General features: G+C 70.0%; 16 protein-coding genes. 7 read left to right on the top strand and 9 right to left on the bottom strand.

The genetic code is table 11. The annotated features are described in order from the left end of the window. Positions 1-2 precede the first annotated feature (2 nt). From HDA39_RS27635 to HDA39_RS27620, 4 genes are read right to left on the bottom strand one after another with little or no spacing between them, the layout of a single operon-like run. Positions 3-1208 (bottom strand): thiolase family protein, encoded by a 1206-nt coding sequence (locus HDA39_RS27635; RefSeq protein ID WP_184799983.1) that lies wholly within the window; start codon positions 1206-1208, stop codon positions 3-5. After that, positions 1205-2266 carry a maleylacetate reductase gene (locus HDA39_RS27630; RefSeq protein ID WP_184799981.1) on the bottom strand — a complete coding sequence of 354 codons (1062 nt, stop codon included), beginning with the start codon at positions 2264-2266 and terminating at the stop codon, positions 1205-1207. The genes HDA39_RS27635 and HDA39_RS27630 overlap by 4 nt, the downstream gene beginning before the upstream one ends. Further along, entirely contained in the window at positions 2259-3011 is a 753-nt protein-coding gene (locus HDA39_RS27625) for a CoA-transferase subunit beta (RefSeq protein ID WP_184799979.1), read from the bottom strand. Before HDA39_RS27625 ends, HDA39_RS27630 begins: the two co-directional genes overlap by 8 nt. After that, positions 3004-3822: a CoA transferase subunit A gene (locus tag HDA39_RS27620; RefSeq protein WP_184799977.1), complete on the bottom strand. Its 819-nt coding sequence runs from the start codon at positions 3820-3822 to the stop codon at positions 3004-3006. The genes HDA39_RS27625 and HDA39_RS27620 overlap by 8 nt, the downstream gene beginning before the upstream one ends. A 60-nt stretch (positions 3823-3882) precedes the next feature. On the opposite strand from HDA39_RS27620, the gene HDA39_RS27615 reads away from it, so the two are divergent. Next, positions 3883-4665, top strand: a complete 783-nt coding sequence (locus HDA39_RS27615; protein ID WP_184799975.1) for an IclR family transcriptional regulator domain-containing protein — start codon at positions 3883-3885, stop codon at positions 4663-4665. Between the two features lie 586 nt (positions 4666-5251). Here HDA39_RS27615 and HDA39_RS27610 read toward each other — a convergent pair. After that, entirely contained in the window at positions 5252-6271 is a 1020-nt protein-coding gene (locus HDA39_RS27610; RefSeq protein ID WP_184799973.1) for an SIS domain-containing protein, read from the bottom strand. 142 nt (positions 6272-6413) lie between these two features. On the opposite strand from HDA39_RS27610, the gene HDA39_RS27605 reads away from it, so the two are divergent. Next, positions 6414-7136, top strand: a complete 723-nt coding sequence (locus HDA39_RS27605) for a GntR family transcriptional regulator (protein ID WP_145803939.1) — start codon at positions 6414-6416, stop codon at positions 7134-7136. 163 nt (positions 7137-7299) lie between these two features. Continuing rightward, the gene (gene fbaA, locus HDA39_RS27600) at positions 7300-8325 is read left to right on the top strand and encodes a class II fructose-bisphosphate aldolase (RefSeq protein WP_184799972.1); all 1026 of its coding nucleotides are present in this window, start codon (positions 7300-7302) and stop codon (positions 8323-8325) included. A 63-nt stretch (positions 8326-8388) separates the two neighbouring features. Here the strand turns inward: fbaA and HDA39_RS27595 are convergent, their stop codons facing one another. The 3 genes from HDA39_RS27595 to HDA39_RS27585 form a co-directional block, all read right to left on the bottom strand. Then, positions 8389-9297 carry a hypothetical protein gene (locus tag HDA39_RS27595; protein ID WP_184799970.1) on the bottom strand — a complete coding sequence of 303 codons (909 nt, stop codon included), beginning with the start codon at positions 9295-9297 and terminating at the stop codon, positions 8389-8391. A 322-nt stretch (positions 9298-9619) separates the two neighbouring features. Continuing rightward, positions 9620-10699, bottom strand: coding sequence for a type IV toxin-antitoxin system AbiEi family antitoxin domain-containing protein (locus tag HDA39_RS27590; RefSeq protein WP_238356165.1), 1080 nt, complete (start codon positions 10697-10699; stop codon positions 9620-9622). A gap of 88 nt (positions 10700-10787) precedes the next feature. Then, a complete protein-coding gene (locus HDA39_RS27585; protein WP_184799968.1) occupies positions 10788-11237 on the bottom strand; it encodes an HNH endonuclease in 450 nt (149 codons plus the stop codon). A gap of 145 nt (positions 11238-11382) precedes the next feature. On the opposite strand from HDA39_RS27585, the gene HDA39_RS27580 reads away from it, so the two are divergent. The 3 genes from HDA39_RS27580 to HDA39_RS27570 all read left to right on the top strand — a co-directional run bounded on the left by HDA39_RS27580 (position 11383) and on the right by HDA39_RS27570 (position 13953). Next, positions 11383-11790 (top strand): DUF3151 domain-containing protein, encoded by a 408-nt coding sequence (locus HDA39_RS27580; RefSeq protein WP_184799966.1) that lies wholly within the window; start codon positions 11383-11385, stop codon positions 11788-11790. Positions 11791-11848: 58 nt separating this feature from the next. Further along, complete coding sequence (locus HDA39_RS27575; RefSeq protein WP_184799964.1) at positions 11849-12583, top strand: 2-phosphosulfolactate phosphatase; 735 nt, start codon at positions 11849-11851, stop codon at positions 12581-12583. Between the two features lie 167 nt (positions 12584-12750). Beyond that, entirely contained in the window at positions 12751-13953 is a 1203-nt protein-coding gene (locus HDA39_RS27570) for an MFS transporter (RefSeq protein WP_184799962.1), read from the top strand. Here the strand turns inward: HDA39_RS27570 and HDA39_RS27565 are convergent. Continuing rightward, on the bottom strand, positions 13944-14762 hold the full coding sequence (locus tag HDA39_RS27565) for a DUF6597 domain-containing transcriptional factor (protein WP_184799960.1): 819 nt from the start codon (positions 14760-14762) through the stop codon (positions 13944-13946). The two genes, HDA39_RS27570 and HDA39_RS27565, sit on opposite strands and share 10 nt — an antisense overlap. A gap of 58 nt (positions 14763-14820) precedes the next feature. On the opposite strand from HDA39_RS27565, the gene HDA39_RS27560 reads away from it, so the two are divergent. Beyond that, on the top strand, positions 14821-15312 hold the full coding sequence (locus HDA39_RS27560; protein WP_184799958.1) for a VOC family protein: 492 nt from the start codon (positions 14821-14823) through the stop codon (positions 15310-15312). Positions 15313-15600: the final 288 nt, after the last annotated feature.

Below are 15600 nucleotides of genomic sequence, written 5' to 3'. Positions count from 1 at the left end.
CCTCATGCCTCGATCACCATCGCCAGTCCCTGGCCGACGCCGATGCACAGCGTCGCCAGACCGTAGCCACCGCCGCGCCGGTGCAACTCGTGCGCGAGGGTGGTGAGAATCCGTGTGCCGGAGCTGCCCAGCGGGTGACCGAGCGCGATCGCTCCGCCGTTCACGTTGACCTTCGCGCGGTCCAGCTCGGGCCACTCGCCCAGGCAGGCCAGGCTCTGCGCGGCGTACGCCTCGTTCAGCTCGACCAGCTTCAGGTCGTCCCAGCCGATGCCGGCCTTCGCGAGCGCCTTGCGGGACGCCTCGACCGGGCCGATGCCGAAGTACTGCGGCTCGACGCCGTGCACTCCACGGCTGACGATCCGGGCCAGCGGGTTGATGCCGAGGCGCTGCGCGGTCTGCTCGTCACCGATCAGTACGGCGGACGCGCCGTCGTTCAGGGTCGAGGCGTTGCCTGCGGTGACCGTGCCGCCGTCGCGGAAGGCCGGTTGGAGCTTGGCCATCACCTCGGGGGTGCCGCCCTCGCGGATCGATTCGTCGCGGGTCAGCTTGTTGGCTGTTCTGGGCAGGATCGGGGCGAGCTGCTCCCAGGGCACGATCTCGCTGTCGAACGTCCCGGCCGCCCAGGCCTTCGCGGCCTTCTCGTGCGACTCCAGGGCGAACAGGTCCTGCGCCTCGCGGGTGACGCCGTACTTCTCGGCGAGCTGCTCGGTCGCCTCGCCGAGGGAGACGGTCCACTCCTTCGGCATGCGTGGGTTGATCAGCCGCCAGCCGAGCGAGGTCGACTCCGCGGTCATGTTCCCGTGTGGGAAGGCCCTGTCGGGCTTCGGCAGCACCCAGGGCGCGCGGCTCATCGACTCGACGCCGCCGGCGACGACCAGTCCCGCGTCGCCGGTCTCGATTGCTCGTGCTGCTTGGATCGCTGCTTCGAGGCCTGATCCGCAGAGACGGTTGACCGTCGTACCGGGGACGCTCGGGGGGAAGCCCGCCAGCAGTGCGGCCATCCGTGCGACGTCCCGGTTCTCCTCCCCGGCGCCGTTGGCGTTCCCGAGGAACACGTCGTCGATCTCGGCTGGGTCGAGACCGGGATGGCGGACCAGTAGTTCGCGCAAGGTGACGGCGGCGAGATCGTCAGGGCGCCCGCCGGACAGCGCACCGCCCAGTTTGCCGACCGGGGTGCGGACCGCGTCGTACAAGGAGGCGGACTTCATGGGGTGCTCCCTTCCGCGGGTCGTTCACCGGCCCAGGCGCGGGTGAGCAGTGCGGTCAGGGCGGGCTCGTCGATCAGCGTCGGGTTGCTCTCCGCGAAGGTGTGGATGGCTTCCTTCAGCTGGTCCTCGGTCAGCCCCAGGGCGTGCAGGCTGGTCGGGACGCCGGCCGTGGTGAACAGGTCGTACAAGCCGGTCGCCAGATCGTCGGTCTGCAGTGCGGCTTCCAAGCGGGCTCTCGCCCGGGGAACGGCCTTCAAGGCCGTGGCGTGGGGAAGGACTGCCGCGTGCGTCTCGGCGTGGGGGAGGCCGTAGGTGCCGCCGAGCAGGTGGCAGAGCTTGTGGTGCAGGCCGGTCCCGGCCGAGGCCAGTGCCGATCCGGCCAGGCTTGCGCCGTACAGAAGGTTGCCTCGGGCATCCAAATCGTGCAGGTCCTCGATGACGGCGAGCAGCCCGTCGCGCAGGGCCCGTGCGCCTTCGACCGCGGTGACCTCGGTGATCGGATCGGCCTTGACCGTCCAGGTGGCCTCGACGCAGTGGGCCAGCGCGTTCGCGACGCTGGCCGCGGTGACGGCGAGCGGCAGGCCGCGGCTGAGCACGGGATCGTAGACGACGGTCCGGGGGAGTACGGCGAGATCGGTGCCGGTGGTCTTGCTGCCGTCGGCGGTCTGGCCCCAGACCGGCGTCATCTCCGACCCGGCGTACGTGGTCGGTACGGCGACGATCGGCAGTCCGCTGGTGAGCGCGATCGCCTTCGCCAGCCCGATCGCGGACCCACCGCCGATCGCCACGATCCCGTCCGCCTTGATCTCCTCGGCTTTCGACCGCGCCGCCTCGGCCCGCTCGATCGGCACGTGCTGCCGCACCTCGTCGATCCGCCCCGCGAACCGATCCCCGAGGCCCAGCTGGACAACATCCGCCGAGTCCCGAGCAGACCCCGTAGCAATTATCAGCGCTCTCGAGATCTCAAGTAGTTCCACCTCGACGGCAACTTGGTCCAACGTCCCAGCCCCGAAGACCACCCGGCTCGAAAACCCCGTGTGCACAAAGGATTCAGGCATCGATCGGCTCCCGGTCGCGCAGCTTCCGCAGTACGGTCAGCTCGTGCTCGGTCGGCGCCGGCACCTCTTCGATGCTGTCGGCAACCTTCAGCGTCCACCCCGTCGCCGCGACCGCCTGCTCGACCGTCACCCCAGGATGCAACCGCGTCATCGTCAGCTCGTGCGTCACCGGATCCGGCTCCAGTACGCCATGATCGGTGATCACGAGCGTCGGCCCCGCGCCGGGCGCCTCACGTTCCTGCCCGGTCGGCCCGTAACCGACCGAGGAGACGAAGTCGACGGTCTCCACGAACGTCCGCGGCGACTGCTTCACGATCACGATCACCCGCCGCGCGGCCGCCGCGATCTCCGGCGCGCCGCCCGCTCCGGGCAGCCGCACCTTCGGGTGCGCGTGGTCGCCGATCACCGTGGTGTTGATATTGCCGAACCGGTCGAGCTGAGCGGCGCCGAGGAACCCGACGTCGATCCGTCCGGCGCCGACCCAGAAGTTGAACATCTCCGGCACCGACACCACCGCGGTCGCGGTCGCGGCCAGGTCGTCGTCGCCGATCGACAGCGGCAGCCGCCGCGGCTTCGCGTCGATCGCTCCCGATTCGTAGACCAGCCGGCAGTTCGGCGCGTGCGTGTGGCGCGCGAGATTGGCCGCGAGGTTCGGCGGCCCGACCCCGACCAGGCAGACGTCGCCGTCGTACAGCTCGCGCGCGGCCGCGACGTTCATCATCTCGGCGCTGTCCCACTCAGACATCGGCGCTCTCCTTCAGGTCGTTCTCCGCGGCCCAGGCCAGGAAGGACTCCCGGTCCCGCGCGATCGCGTCCCAGCGCTGGTAGAAGTCGTTGTCGCGTACCGAGTAGCCGGCGGCGTACGACGGCCAGGCGCCGTTCGGCACGACGCAGACCGCGGCGAGCACCCAGCTCGGCAGGATCACCGCGCCGGTCCGCTCGGGGAACTCGTCGACGACCTCCTCGACGGTGACGATCGCCCGGTCCGCCGCCAGCACGGCCTCGCGCTGGACGCCGGTGATGCCCCAGAGCATCACGTTGCCGTCGCGGTCGGCGAGCTGCGCGTGGATCACGGTGACGTCGGGGTTGACCGCCTTCACCGCGGCCAGTTCCTCGCCGGTGAACGGGCAGGTGACCCTGGAGATGATGTCGCGCTGCTGCTCGAGATCGGTGCCGCGGTAGCCCCGCAGTACGGCGAACGGCAGCCGCGCGGCGCCGGCCGAGTACGCGTTCGCGAGCCCGGCGTGGCTGTGCTCGTGCACCGCGAGCGGGTGCGGCCAGGCGTTCTCGACGGCGTCGCGCAGCCGGTGGAGTGAGCCGACGCCCGGGTTGCCGCCGTACGAGAAGACGAGCTTGTCGGCGACGCCGAGCCCGATCAGCTGGTCGTAGACGAGGTCCGGCGTCATCCGGACCAGGGTCAGATGGCGACGGCCCTGACGGGCGATCTCGTGCGCGGCGGCGAACGGGATCAGGTGCGTGAAGCCCTCGAGCGCGACGGTGTCCCCGTCGTGCACGTGCTCGGCGACGGCGTCGGTGAGAGGAACTGGACTCGGCATCGAAGCTCCGCTAGGATTTCGCTCAGCGAAAAGTTCTTCTTTCAACGAAAAGGCTAGCCGATGTCCGGTGACGCGTCCACAGGCACGTTCCTGCAGGGGCTCGAGCGTGGGCTGGCGGTGATCCGTGCGTTCTCGGCGGACACGCCGTCGCTGACGCTCAGCGAGGTCGCCCGCGACGTCGGCATCACGCCCGCGACCGCCCGGCGGATCCTGCTGACGCTGGAGCAGCTCGGGTACGTGCGCAGCGACGGACGGCGCTTCGCGCTGACGCCGCGCGTGCTGGCGCTGGGCTGGGCGTACCTGTCGTCGCTGGACCTGGGCGACATCGCCGGGCCCTTCATGGAGGAGCTGAGCGCGCAGACCCGCGAATCCTGCTCGATCGCGACACTGGACCTGCCCGACATCGTGTACGTCGCCCGCGTGCCGACGCGGCGGATCATGACGGTCGCACTGGGCGTCGGAGCCCGGCTGCCGGCGTACGCGACGTCGATGGGCCGGGTGCTGCTCGCCGGGCTTCCCGAGAACGAGCTGACGGCGTACGTGGAGTCGGTGGAGACCGAGCAGCACACCGAGCACACCCTGACCTCACCGAGCGAACTGCGCGACGCGGTGCGCCGGGCCGGTGAGGAGGGCTACGCCCTGGTCGACCAGGAGCTGGAGCTGGGCCTGCGATCGATCGCCGTCCCGATCCTGGACTCCCGCGGCCGAGCAGCTGCCGCCCTGAACGTCTCGGCCCACGCGTCCCGCAGCACCAAGTCAGCCCTCAAGACGGAGACCCTCAAACCCTTGCGGGCCTGCGCAGAACAAATCGGCACCGCCCTACGCCAACGAGGCCGCATCTGAGCGCCCCGCTTCCGGGCGCGAACCAGGAAGCGAGGGGCGTCAGCCCGAGCACCTGCCGCCGACCGCTTCGCAACAGCTGTGCCGACCACAACACCCGGTCCTCGCGCCACTGCCGCCGACTACCTACCACAGGTGCGCCGACAGCCACGCCCAGTCCCCGCCCGGCGCCACCTGCCGCCGGCTACTTCGCGATAGCTGCGCCGACCGCCACATCCGGCCCCCGCGCCACCTGTCGCCGACTACCTCGCCACAGCTGCGCCGACCACCACGCCCCCGCCCCGCCCCGGCCACCTGCCGCCGACTACCTCGCCACAACTGCGCCGGTTACCCCGCAACATCTGTTCCGGCCGCCGCGGCATCAGCCATAGGGGACGTCTCCGGCCGCATGGACGCCGGGCGCCGCCGCCCGGCGACCCGACGGTCGGCCACCTCGTCAACTTCTGTTTTCCGGCCGCCGCGGCATCAGCCGCAGGGGACGTTTCCGGCCGCATGGTCGCCGAGCGCCCGCCGCCCGGCGACCCGCCGGGCGGCTACCTCGTCAACAACTGTTTCCGGCCGCACGCGTGCCGGGCTGTAGCTCGGGCGGTCAGTCTGTCTGGGTGACCTTGCGGAGGCCTCGGGGGGCGTCGGGGTCGAGGCCGAGTTTGCGGGCTAGGGCTTCGATGGCTCGTTGGGCGGGGATCACCAGCGCCAGTGGGGCGAGGGTTTCGGGGAGATCCGGGCCGGCCAGGTTCACGTCGCAGAGGGAGGCGAACTTGGCGTCGCCGCCGATGCCGAGGATCTTGCTGCCCTTCTCGCGGACGATCGAGGCGAGCTCGGTCATGCCGGGCAGCGCCGGGCCGTCGGCGGCGGCGACCAGGATGGTGACGAGGTCGGCGTCGACGACCGCGATGGGGCCGTGCTTGAGGTCGGCGTACGAAAGGCCCCGGACCGGCTGCAGGCAGGTCTCCTCGAGCTTGAGGGCGACCTCAAGGGTGGTGCCGAAGGTCAAGCCTCGACCACTGGAGAGGACGTCATGAGCACCGGCGAGCAGGTCAGCAGCGGCCTCAACCGAGCCTTCGAGCATCTTCGCCGCAGCGTCGGGGACGCGAGCGATATCGGCGTCCAGCGTCCCCGGCTTCTGCGCCAGCGCGTCGACAGCGACCGTGATCGCTGCGAGCTGCGTCGTGTACGTCTTCGTCGCCGGCACCGCCAGCTCCTGGCCGGCCTGCGTGATCAGCGCGACATCGGCGGTCGACGCCAGCGGGCTGTCCGCATCGTTGGTGATCCCAACGATCGCGGCCCCGTTCCGCTTGGCCCACTCCGCGGTGTCGACGATCTCCTGCGTGGCGCCGGACTGGCTGACCGCGACGACCAGCGAGTTCGACAGGTCGAGGTTCGCGCCGTACAGCGTCGCCACGGACGGCGCCGCGAGCGAGGCCTGCCGGCCGGCGTGGATCTCGGTCAGGTAGCGGCCGTAGACCCCGGCGTTGTCGGACGAGCCCCGGGCGAGAAAGATCACGTTCCGGCGCCCGGCCGCGAGCCGGGTGACATCGTGCCGGCTGGGCAGCACGTGCTCGAACGTCGCGGCCAAGGCGGCCGGCTGCTCGGCGATCTCGCGTGCCATCTGGGTGGCAGGGGCGGGGACAGACACCACTGGGATCACTGGTCCTATCTGGTCTTAACAGGTATGCTGCGCACGATAGCAGTGAGCGGTCGTCCGGGGCACCCCCGCGGGCAACGCCGATGGTCTGGAGGATCGAGTTTCGATGGTGGCTACCAAGCGGGCCCAGGTCCGGTCGGTGCTGGAACGGCTGATCGACGTCGAGCTGCACCCCGGCGACCCGATCCCGTCCGAGCGCGCCCTGGTGGACAAGCTGAACGTTTCCCGGGTGACCGTCCGGCAGGCGATCAGCGATCTGGTCGAGTCCGGCGCGCTGGAACGCGTGCACGGCAAGGGGACCTTCGTCACCGGGCCGCAGGTCGACTCCCAGCTGCACCTGACCTCGTTCTCCCGCGAGATGCGGGCCCGGGGGCTGGAGCCCGGCACGGTGGTGCTGTCGGCCACCGAGATCGAGGCCTCCGACGAGACGGCCAAGGGGCTGCGGGTCGCGAAGGGCACGAAGGTGATCCGGGTCGAGCGGTTGCGCACGGCCGACGCCTCCCCGATGGCCTACGAGGTCGGGTACTACCCGTCCGCGCTCTTCCCCGGCCTGCTCGGCCGCGAGCTCGGCACCCTGTACGACGTCTTCGCCAGCGAGTACGACGTCGTCGTCACCTCGGGTGAGCAGACCGTCCGGGCGGACAACGCCGACGGTCATGTCGCCCGGGTGCTCGGCGTGGCCCGGCGGGCACCCCTGCTGGTCCTCGAGCGCACGACCTTCGCCGGCCGCAAGGTCGTCGAGCTGTCCTGGTCGGCCTACCGCGCCGACCGCTACCGGTTGCACATGGCCCTCACCCCGCGTGGCCCGCGGACCGGTTCCTCCACCTGATCCAACTGGACCTGTCCTGTTGGGTCACTGGTCTGTTCCCTGCTGTTCGCTCCCCGGTCACCCGGCCGGCTCAGCAGGTGGCCCGCCGAGTACGACGAGGTGCCCGGCCGCAATACTGGAGCTACAACCCACATGAACTTTGCTGTGAGGAGTACCGCGAGACATGCCTATTGCCACCCCTGAGGTCTACGCCGAGATGCTGGACAAGGCCAAGCAGAACCGCTTCGCCTACCCGGCCATCAACGTCAGCTCGTCGCAGACGCTGACCGCCGCGATCCGCGGCTTCGCCGAGGCGGGCTCGGACGGCATCGTCCAGGTCTCCACCGGCGGTGCGGAGTACCTGTCCGGCTCGACGATCAAGGACATGGTCACCGGCTCGGTCGCGCTGGCCGCCTACGCGCACGAGGTCGCGAAGAACTACGGCGTCAACATCGCGCTGCACACCGACCACTGCCCGAAGGACAAGCTGGACGGCTTCGTCCGGCCGCTGCTGGAGATCTCCGCCGAGCGCGTCGCCCGCGGCGAGAACCCGCTGTTCCAGTCGCACATGTGGGACGGCTCGGCCGTTCCGCTGGACGAGAACCTCGAGATCGCCAAGGACCTGCTGGCCCGCGCGCACGCGGCCAGGATCGTGCTGGAGATCGAGGTGGGCGTCGTCGGCGGTGAGGAGGACGGCGTCGCGAACGAGATCAACGACAAGCTGTACACGACCGTCGAGGACGGCCTGGCCACGGTCGAGGCGCTCGGCACCGGCGAGAACGGCCGCTACCTGACCGCGCTCACCTTCGGCAACGTGCACGGCGTCTACAAGCCGGGTTCGGTCAAGCTGCGTCCGGAGATCCTGAAGGAGATCCAGGACGCGGTCGGCGCGAAGGTCGGCAAGGAGAGCCCGTTCGACCTGGTCTTCCACGGCGGCTCCGGCTCGACCCTGGAGGAGATCCGGGCCGCGGTCGACAACGGCGTGATCAAGATGAACGTCGACACCGACACGCAGTACGCGTTCACCCGCCCGGCCGCCGCGCACATGTTCAGCAACTACGACGGCGTGCTGAAGATCGACGGCGAGGTCGGCAACAAGAAGGCCTACGACCCCCGCGCCTGGGGCAAGGCCGCCGAGGCCGGCATGGCCCAGCGCGTCGCCGAGGCCTGCGAGAACCTCCGTTCGACGGGCACCTCGCTCAACGCCTGAGCAAGAGCACAGAAAAGTAAGTTCTGACGGACCCGCTGCCTTGGGCAGCGGGTCCGTTGCTGTTCAGCGGACCACGAGGCCTCCCCAGTCGGGGGCGTAGAACGGGGTGATCGACTGGCAGTCGGTGATCGGCTCGTCGGTGGAGCTGAAGCCCCAGAGCCAGCCGAGGCGGTCGGTGCGGCCGTCCTTCAGGGAGAACGAGACGGGCTTGCCGACCAGTGCTGGGTCGGCGGACTTGGTGACGACGCCCGTGGCGACGCCGACCGGAACGCCGACGGCCAGGCAGGTGATGCGGCCCTGGAAGTCGGCGACCACTCGGCCGTCGGGCTTGTGGTGCGTGACGTGGAAACTGCCCTTTACCTGCAGCGCGTTGTCACCGAGGGCGATCCGAGCGGCGACGGTGAAGCGCAGCGGATCGCCGGAGAACTCGGGTGTCTTGCTGGTGCCGCCGAGAACCGCGAGCACGTTCGTCCCGGTGGCGCCCGACTTCAGTTCGACCCGCTCGGACGAAGGAGAGGAGCCGGCGGAGGATGACGACTGCTGGCCCGCGTCACCGCGGACGCTGAAGTTGCCCCAGGTGACGGGGAAGTGCGGAGCGGTGCCCTGGACGCGGCTGACCGGGGCGCCGAAGAATCCCCAGACCCAGCCGATCCGGTCGCCCTTGCGGCCGCCGTCGTACACCGTGAGCGCGATCTCCTTGCCGACGAACTCCAGCGGTACGCCGGGGTGCTCGGCGCGATCGATCGTGCCGGTGACGATGCCGACCTCGTCGACGGCGTACAGGCTGGAGACCTTGCCGCTGAAGTCGGCGACCAGGCTGCCGTCCGGATTGCGGTGGACGACGTGGAAGGTGCCGATCGGGTTGAGCGGATCGTCGCCGCGGGCATCGACCTCGAAGCTCACCGGATCACCGGCGAAGTCCGGCCCCCACTCCTCGCCGAGAACTCCACCGGCCTTGCCCTTCACCTGCATCGCCCCATCACGCTTCGTCGGGGAGGGAGAAAGGCGGAGGCCCGCGGCCGCCGGATCGCCGAGCGCCGGCCGCGTCGCAGACGCTGCCACCCCGCCAAAGGCGGGCTGTGCCGCGGATACCGCCACTCCGGCGAGGGCGGGCTGGGTCGCTGATGCCGCTGTTCCGGTCAGGACTGCGAGCGCGGTTGCGGTGGCCAGGCTGGTGGTGGTGCGGAGGACTCTTCGTCGGGCGGACGGCACTGGTTCGGCTCCTTTGGTTCGGCTTGTTCGACCACCGTCGTCGGTTCGGGCGCGGGACAGATCCCTCCAGGGAGTGAATCGGCTAGCTCGGACGGGGGATTCGGCCCGGAGGCCGTGGGCGTCGGCGGCGATCGGGGTCGAAGGTTCTGACCGTCGTGGAGCGCAGCGCGCGGGCGAACGTCGTACGGACTTCTTCGACGACGGCGGGTGGGTCGTCGAGATCCGACCAGGAGATCCAGCAGTAGCCGGCGGGGGAAGGGTCGGCGGGAAGGCCGGGGCGGGGGACGCCGAAGGCTCGGTCGGCGGCTTCGGCGAGGTAGGCGGCGAGGGCCGGAGTGGTTTCGTCGGGAGCGTTCGACCAGTACGGACGGTGCGGCTCGAACTCGACGACGGTGCGTTCGGCCGGGAACCACAACGAGCACCCGACCTGGTCTGCGTCGACACCTGGTGGGGGAGAGGAGGACGGCGTGGGCAGTCCGGCGTCGGCCAGGATCACGCGCAGCCGGGACTCGGCGACCGACGCCGACTCGTGCGTGGCACGAGCGACGACGCACCGGGCCTGCTCGATCCCGTCGATCAGGTGATCGGTCGCCTTCCGGAGCGTCGTGGCGGTGGTGAGACCTGAGTACAGGCTGGCGTCGGCAACAGCTTGGGCGGGAGCGGTCGGACAGGTCGCGGCGACCTCGGCGACCGTGCGTGGAGGCGACGTCACGCGCAGCCCGTTCCACACGACGACGCCAGGACCCAACGGGCTCCGCACATGCCGCACCACGTCGTCCTCGACAACCCTGCGATCACCCCGCGCAGCACCGCCGACCACTCGGCCGCGCAGCACCTCCGGGACCTCCTCCAGCGTGAGGTGCACTCTCGCCAGATCGAGGCCCCACAACGGCAGGCCGTGCAGGGCCGCCGCCGACTGGTGGCTGGCGGTGCGCCCTGAGGATTCACGCAGCAGCTGGAACGTCCGCCGGACGTGCAGGGTCTCGTCGGTGACCAGCGCGAGGTCGCGGAAGCCGGCGTACCGCCCGGGGCGGATCCGGCGCCAGCCGCCGGTTCGGAGCAGGGAGTCGATGTCGGGGTCGGAGTAGCCGCAGGCGCGGGCGTCGGCGCGGGTGAAGACGCCGCCACGGATCGCGCGGAGCACGTTGAGGGTTGGGTTCACACCTCAGAAGATGCCGCGATCGGCCCGTCGGCCGACGACCATCACCTCAGCTGTGGACGACCCCGGAAAAGGGCATAAAAAAGGCCCGTCATGTCTCGATGACGAGCTCCGCGCGGGTTGGTACCCAGGGTTGCCACAGCAGGGGCATGTTGGCCTCGGACGGCGTCCGGTTGCCCTTCCGCTCGTTGCAGGCAGCATGGGCGGCGACCGCGTTCAGCCACTCCGTGCGGCCGCCTCTGGATCTCGGTTGAACGTGGTCCATCGTGTCGGCGTTCTCCAGCCCGCAGTAGGCACACCGGAACCTGTCGCGGCGCAGGACGCCATGCTTGCTGTACTTCATCCGGCCGGCCGCGTAGCGCCAGTGGGTGACCACGTAGCGCACCAGCCGGAGCACCCTGGGGACCGGAAAAGGGCCGATGGTCCGTTCGCCGTGCGCCTCTTCGACCACCGCGACCTCACGCACCAGCATCCGGATGGCGTGCTGGATCGAGACGGTGTGCAGTGGCTCGTACGACGCGTTCAGGACGATGACACTCATCCGGTGCCTCCTTTCCGGCCGTAGCTGGGAACCACGGCGGTACGACGCAGGGTCTCAAGCATCCGTGGCCGGTACGTGAACGGTCAACGGATTTCGTCAGACGGTCACGTGCCGGGCCGGCAGCGTGATCGGCGAAGATGTGCCTATGGAATTGAACAATCTGCTGAGCGGTCCTCCCGAGACCCTACTCCCCGAGGACCCGGCCGCGGCGGAACTCGCCGCCGGACTCGCTCCGGTGGACGCCGCCGCCAAGTACCCGACCTCCTCGCTGGCCTGGTCGGAGCTGGCCGAGGCCGCCTTCGCCGACGGCCGGACCATCGAGGCCTACGCCTATGCCCGGACCGGTTACCACCGGGGGCTCGACCTGCTGCGCCGCAACGGCTGGAAGGGGCACGGCCCGGTTCCGTGGGAGCACGAGCCGAACCGCGGCTTCCTGCGCTGCCTGGCGGTGCTCGGCAAGGCGGCGGCGGTGATCGAGGAGAAGGAGGAGGCCGAGCGCTGCGTCACCTTCCTGCGCGACTCGTCGCCGACTGCTGCTGACGAACTCAGCTGACACCGTCTGAGCTGAAACCTGCTTGTACGGCGGCCGCCGGCGAGGCATCGTCTCGCTGGTGACCAGTCCTTACGCGCAGTCCGGGTACCGCGTCGGCTTCGACTGGGGACCAGCCGGTGCCGCCGCCGTACCAGGTGCGCTCGTCGCGGTCGTCGACGTCCTCTCGTTCACCACCTCGGTGACGGTCGCCGCCGACCGCGGCATCACGGTCCTGCCGTACCGCTGGCACGACAGCACCGCGATCCAGTACGCCGAACAGCACGCCGCCGCCCTCGCGGTCGGCCGGTCCGAGGCCGGCCCCGATGGCATCAGCCTGTCCCCGGCCAGCATCCGCCAGGCGCAGTACGTCGAACGCCTGGTCCTCCCGAGCCCCAACGGCTCCACCATCTCCCAGCAGCTGGCGGACAGTGGTTCCACTGTCCTGGCTGTCTCTCTGCGGAACTACCAAGCAGCTGCACACCATGCAGCACAGGCAACTCAAGTAGTAGCTGTAGCTGCAGGTGAGCGTTGGCCGGACGGGTCGCTGCGGCCGGCAGTGGAAGACCTGTGGGGTGCCGGTGCCTTCATCGCCGCGCTGGAAGACCTCGGCGTCGGTCCGCTCTCGCCGGAAGCCCGAGCGGCCGCGGCGGCGTACAGAGATGCTGCCGACGAGCTGCCCGACCGGCTGCACGACTGTGCGGGCGGACGGGAGTTGACGCAGTACGGCTTCCCGCAGGACGTGGCGGTCGCGGCGGAGGTCGGCAGCAGTCAGTCCGTTCCGGTGCTGCGGGCCGGGGCCTTCGTAGTAGACTGAACGCGCTAGAACACCTCATCGATGTTCTGCCCGGCGACATAGCCGGCAGGCGGCGTGCGTCCCCGCTTCCTGCCGAAAATGGACGGTTGTAGGCGGCACTGACGGACCGAACGAGCTGGACGCCCACGGTCAGATCACCGCCCCGCCGGGTAGCGAAAGGCTCACCCGTGCCGGCACTCACCGGACGGATCAGCACGCCCCGCACCAGCTACGGCAGCGTCCTCAGGACGCCGGGAGCGTGGAAGTTCTTCCTGGCAGCGGCTCCAGCGCGCATCGGCATCGCCATGACCGGCCTAGGCATCGTCTGGCTGGTGCACGGCTCCACCGGCTCGTACGCCGTGGCCGGCACCGTCACCGGCGGCTTCGCCGTCGCCGAGGCGTTGGCCGGGCCGCAGGTGGCGCGGCTGATCGACCGCTACGGCCAGACCCGCATGCTGCCGATCACCCTGCTGCTCCACGCGGCCGCGGTCGCCCTGCTGATCACCCTCACCACCAGTCACCAACCACAGAGCATGCTGATCGCTGCAGGTGTCCTCGCCGGCGGCACACTGCCCCAAGTCGGCGCGCAGACCTCGGCCCGCTGGGCCTGTGCCCTCCGCGGCAAGCCAGGACTCAACACAGCCTTCGCACTGGAGGCGCTGAGCACCGGTGTCGCCTTCATGGTCGGCCCAGCCCTCATCGGCACCGTCAGCTCGCTCACCACACCAGTAGCCGGGTCAGCCTTGGCCACAGGGCTCCTGGTCGCAGGCGGACTGTCGCTGGCAGTGCAACGCAGTACAGCCCCACCAGCAGCCCGGGCGCAAGACCGCGAGAGCTCAGCACGCCTTGTCCACAAGGGGTTTCTCGCGTTGGTCGCCACGAGTGTCGGCATGGGCCTGTTCTTCGGCAGCATGCAGGTCTCGGTCACGGCCTTCGCCGTCGACAACGGCAGTCCCTCGCTCGCCGGACCGCTCTACGCGATCACCAGTCTCGTCAGCCTCGTCAGCGGTCTCGCGTACGGCGCCAAGCACTGGCCGATGCAGCCGGCCAAGCAGTTCGTCCTGGCCCTGACTGTCCTGACGATCAGCACGATCCCGTTGCTCCTGGCCAGCAATCCACTGGCTCTCGGACTCGCGCTAGCCCTTCCTGGCTTGGCGATCGCGCCCATCCAGACCCTGTCGGCGGTCATCACCGAGCGCGAGGTGGAGCCGAGCGTCCTCACCCAGGCCTTCACCTGGCTCAACTCCGGAGGCGCCGCCGGAGTAGCCCTCGGCGCGGCCTTCGCCGGCCACGTGGTCGACGGCCACTCCGCCCAGCAGGGCTTCGCTCTCGCTCTCGCGGCGGCAGTGACGGCGACGTTGTTCGGGCTGGGAGTGAAGCGTCAGCGGTAGGTGATCTGGCGCTCGGCGGCGGTGCGCGCTGCGTAGTCGGTGGGCGTCAGACCGATCTGGTCCTTGAACTCGCGGGCGAAGTGGGCCTGGTCGAAGTAGCCGAGGGCGACGGCCAGGTCGGCGAGCTCGGTGACCTCGCCGCGGGCCAGCAGCTCGGCGCCGTCGTGCAGGCGGTAGCGGCGCAGAACCCACTTCGGGCCGACGCCGACGTACCGGCGGAAGAGGCGTTGCAGCGTGCGGATCGGTACGTCGAACTGCTCGGTGACCTGGTCGACGCGGGTCACCGAGCGGTCCTCCGCCATCGCGGCGACGATTCGCCGGACCAGCGCGTACGACGGGTCGTCGGCCACCAGGTGGTCGGCCAGGTAGGCCTCGACGACCGCGCGCCGCCGTACGTCGGAGTCGGCGGCGAAGACCAGGTCGGCCAGCTTGTCCGCGTCCGGGAAGACGTCGGTCAGCGGCAGCACCTGGTCGCGGAACGACGCCACGTCACGCCCGGTCAGCGCGCCGAACCCGCCGGCCCAGAACTTCACCCCGAAGACCCGGCCGCGACCGGCCAGCTCGCGCTCGAACTTGCGCGTGCAGACCCCGTTCAGGAAGGCGCCGCCGGGCTGCTCGAACGTCACGTTCACGCTCGGGTACGGCAGCACCTCGGCGACGTACGGCTCGGTCAGCTCCCACTCGACGATCCAGTACCACTCGACGAACCGGCCGACCGTCGGCCCGGGCGCGAGCCGGCTCAGGGAGCGGTGCCGGGCCTGTTCCTGCGGATGCAGGATGCCCTTCTCGCTGTCCGCGGGCTGCGTCACGGGTGGCTGTCGCTTTCTTCCAAGACCCGAGGGGCCGGTAGGGCGTTGACTGAACGTCATGACGACGAACACGGTAAACCCCGTCCCCGACGGTTATCACTCGCTGACCCCGTACCTGGCCGTGGACAACGGGCCGAAGGCGATCGAGTTCTACCAGCAGGTCTTCGGCGCGGAGGTGGTCAGCCGGCAGGACATGCCCGACGGCCGGCTCGGGCAGGCCGAGCTGCGGTTCGGGAACTCGATGCTGCAGCTCAGCGACCAGATGCCGCAGATCGGGCTGCGGGCCCCGAACGGCGAGTGGGTGCACTCGTCGCTGGTGCACTACGTGCCGGACGTGGACGCGACGTTCGCCAAGGCGATCGAGGCCGGCGCGCGGCAGGTCGAGCCGGTCTCGACGTTCATGACCGGCGACCGGTACGGCACGGTGATCGACCCGTTCGGCCACCGCTGGGCGATCCTGACCAAGGTCGAGAACGTCTCGCCGGAGGAGGCGGACCGGCGGGTGAAGGAGTGGCTGGCGTCGAACCCGGAAGGGCTGGACGAGGCCTGAGGCAACGAGAATCACCAAGCACAGAAGACTGTGCGCACAAGGAAGCGGCCCGCCGGAACCGTCCCCTGCGGCAGTTTCGGCGGGCCGCTGACTAAGAGTGTGCACGTGATCACGGAAAATGGCAACCCCGGTTCACGGTCCGGATCACTGACACGGAAACCTCTGCAGGGACCGCCGGTCCGGTAGGCTTCGGTCGTAAGAGCCTGGAACGCTTGCCGGATGAACGTTCGGTGAAGTGTGCCGGGCTTCACCGTTTCCAGCGGCCGACCACACGCGGCGATGATGCCG

The organism is Kribbella italica (assembly GCF_014205135.1).
Taxonomy (GTDB): domain Bacteria; phylum Actinomycetota; class Actinomycetes; order Propionibacteriales; family Kribbellaceae; genus Kribbella; species Kribbella italica.
Note: the sequence above shows the minus strand (reverse complement) of the source record. Positions and strands in the feature narration are given on the sequence as shown.

What these genes read in the sequence shown, in the direction of transcription:
- HDA39_RS27635 (WP_184799983.1), bottom strand. Translation starts at nt 1,208, where the DNA reads ATGAAGTCCGCCTCCTTGTACGACGCGGTCCGCACCCCGGTCGGCAAA.
- HDA39_RS27630 (WP_184799981.1), bottom strand. Translation starts at nt 2,266, where the DNA reads ATGCCTGAATCCTTTGTGCACACGGGGTTTTCGAGCCGGGTGGTCTTC.
- HDA39_RS27625 (WP_184799979.1), bottom strand. Translation starts at nt 3,011, where the DNA reads ATGTCTGAGTGGGACAGCGCCGAGATGATGAACGTCGCGGCCGCGCGC.
- HDA39_RS27620 (WP_184799977.1), bottom strand. Translation starts at nt 3,822, where the DNA reads ATGCCGAGTCCAGTTCCTCTCACCGACGCCGTCGCCGAGCACGTGCAC.
- HDA39_RS27615 (WP_184799975.1), top strand. Translation starts at nt 3,883, where the DNA reads ATGTCCGGTGACGCGTCCACAGGCACGTTCCTGCAGGGGCTCGAGCGT.
- HDA39_RS27610 (WP_184799973.1), bottom strand. Translation starts at nt 6,271, where the DNA reads ATGGCACGCGAGATCGCCGAGCAGCCGGCCGCCTTGGCCGCGACGTTC.
- HDA39_RS27605 (WP_145803939.1), top strand. Translation starts at nt 6,414, where the DNA reads ATGGTGGCTACCAAGCGGGCCCAGGTCCGGTCGGTGCTGGAACGGCTG.
- fbaA (WP_184799972.1), top strand. Translation starts at nt 7,300, where the DNA reads ATGCCTATTGCCACCCCTGAGGTCTACGCCGAGATGCTGGACAAGGCC.
- HDA39_RS27595 (WP_184799970.1), bottom strand. Translation starts at nt 9,297, where the DNA reads ATGCAGGTGAAGGGCAAGGCCGGTGGAGTTCTCGGCGAGGAGTGGGGG.
- HDA39_RS27585 (WP_184799968.1), bottom strand. Translation starts at nt 11,237, where the DNA reads ATGAGTGTCATCGTCCTGAACGCGTCGTACGAGCCACTGCACACCGTC.
- HDA39_RS27580 (WP_184799966.1), top strand. Translation starts at nt 11,383, where the DNA reads ATGGAATTGAACAATCTGCTGAGCGGTCCTCCCGAGACCCTACTCCCC.
- HDA39_RS27560 (WP_184799958.1), top strand. Translation starts at nt 14,821, where the DNA reads ATGACGACGAACACGGTAAACCCCGTCCCCGACGGTTATCACTCGCTG.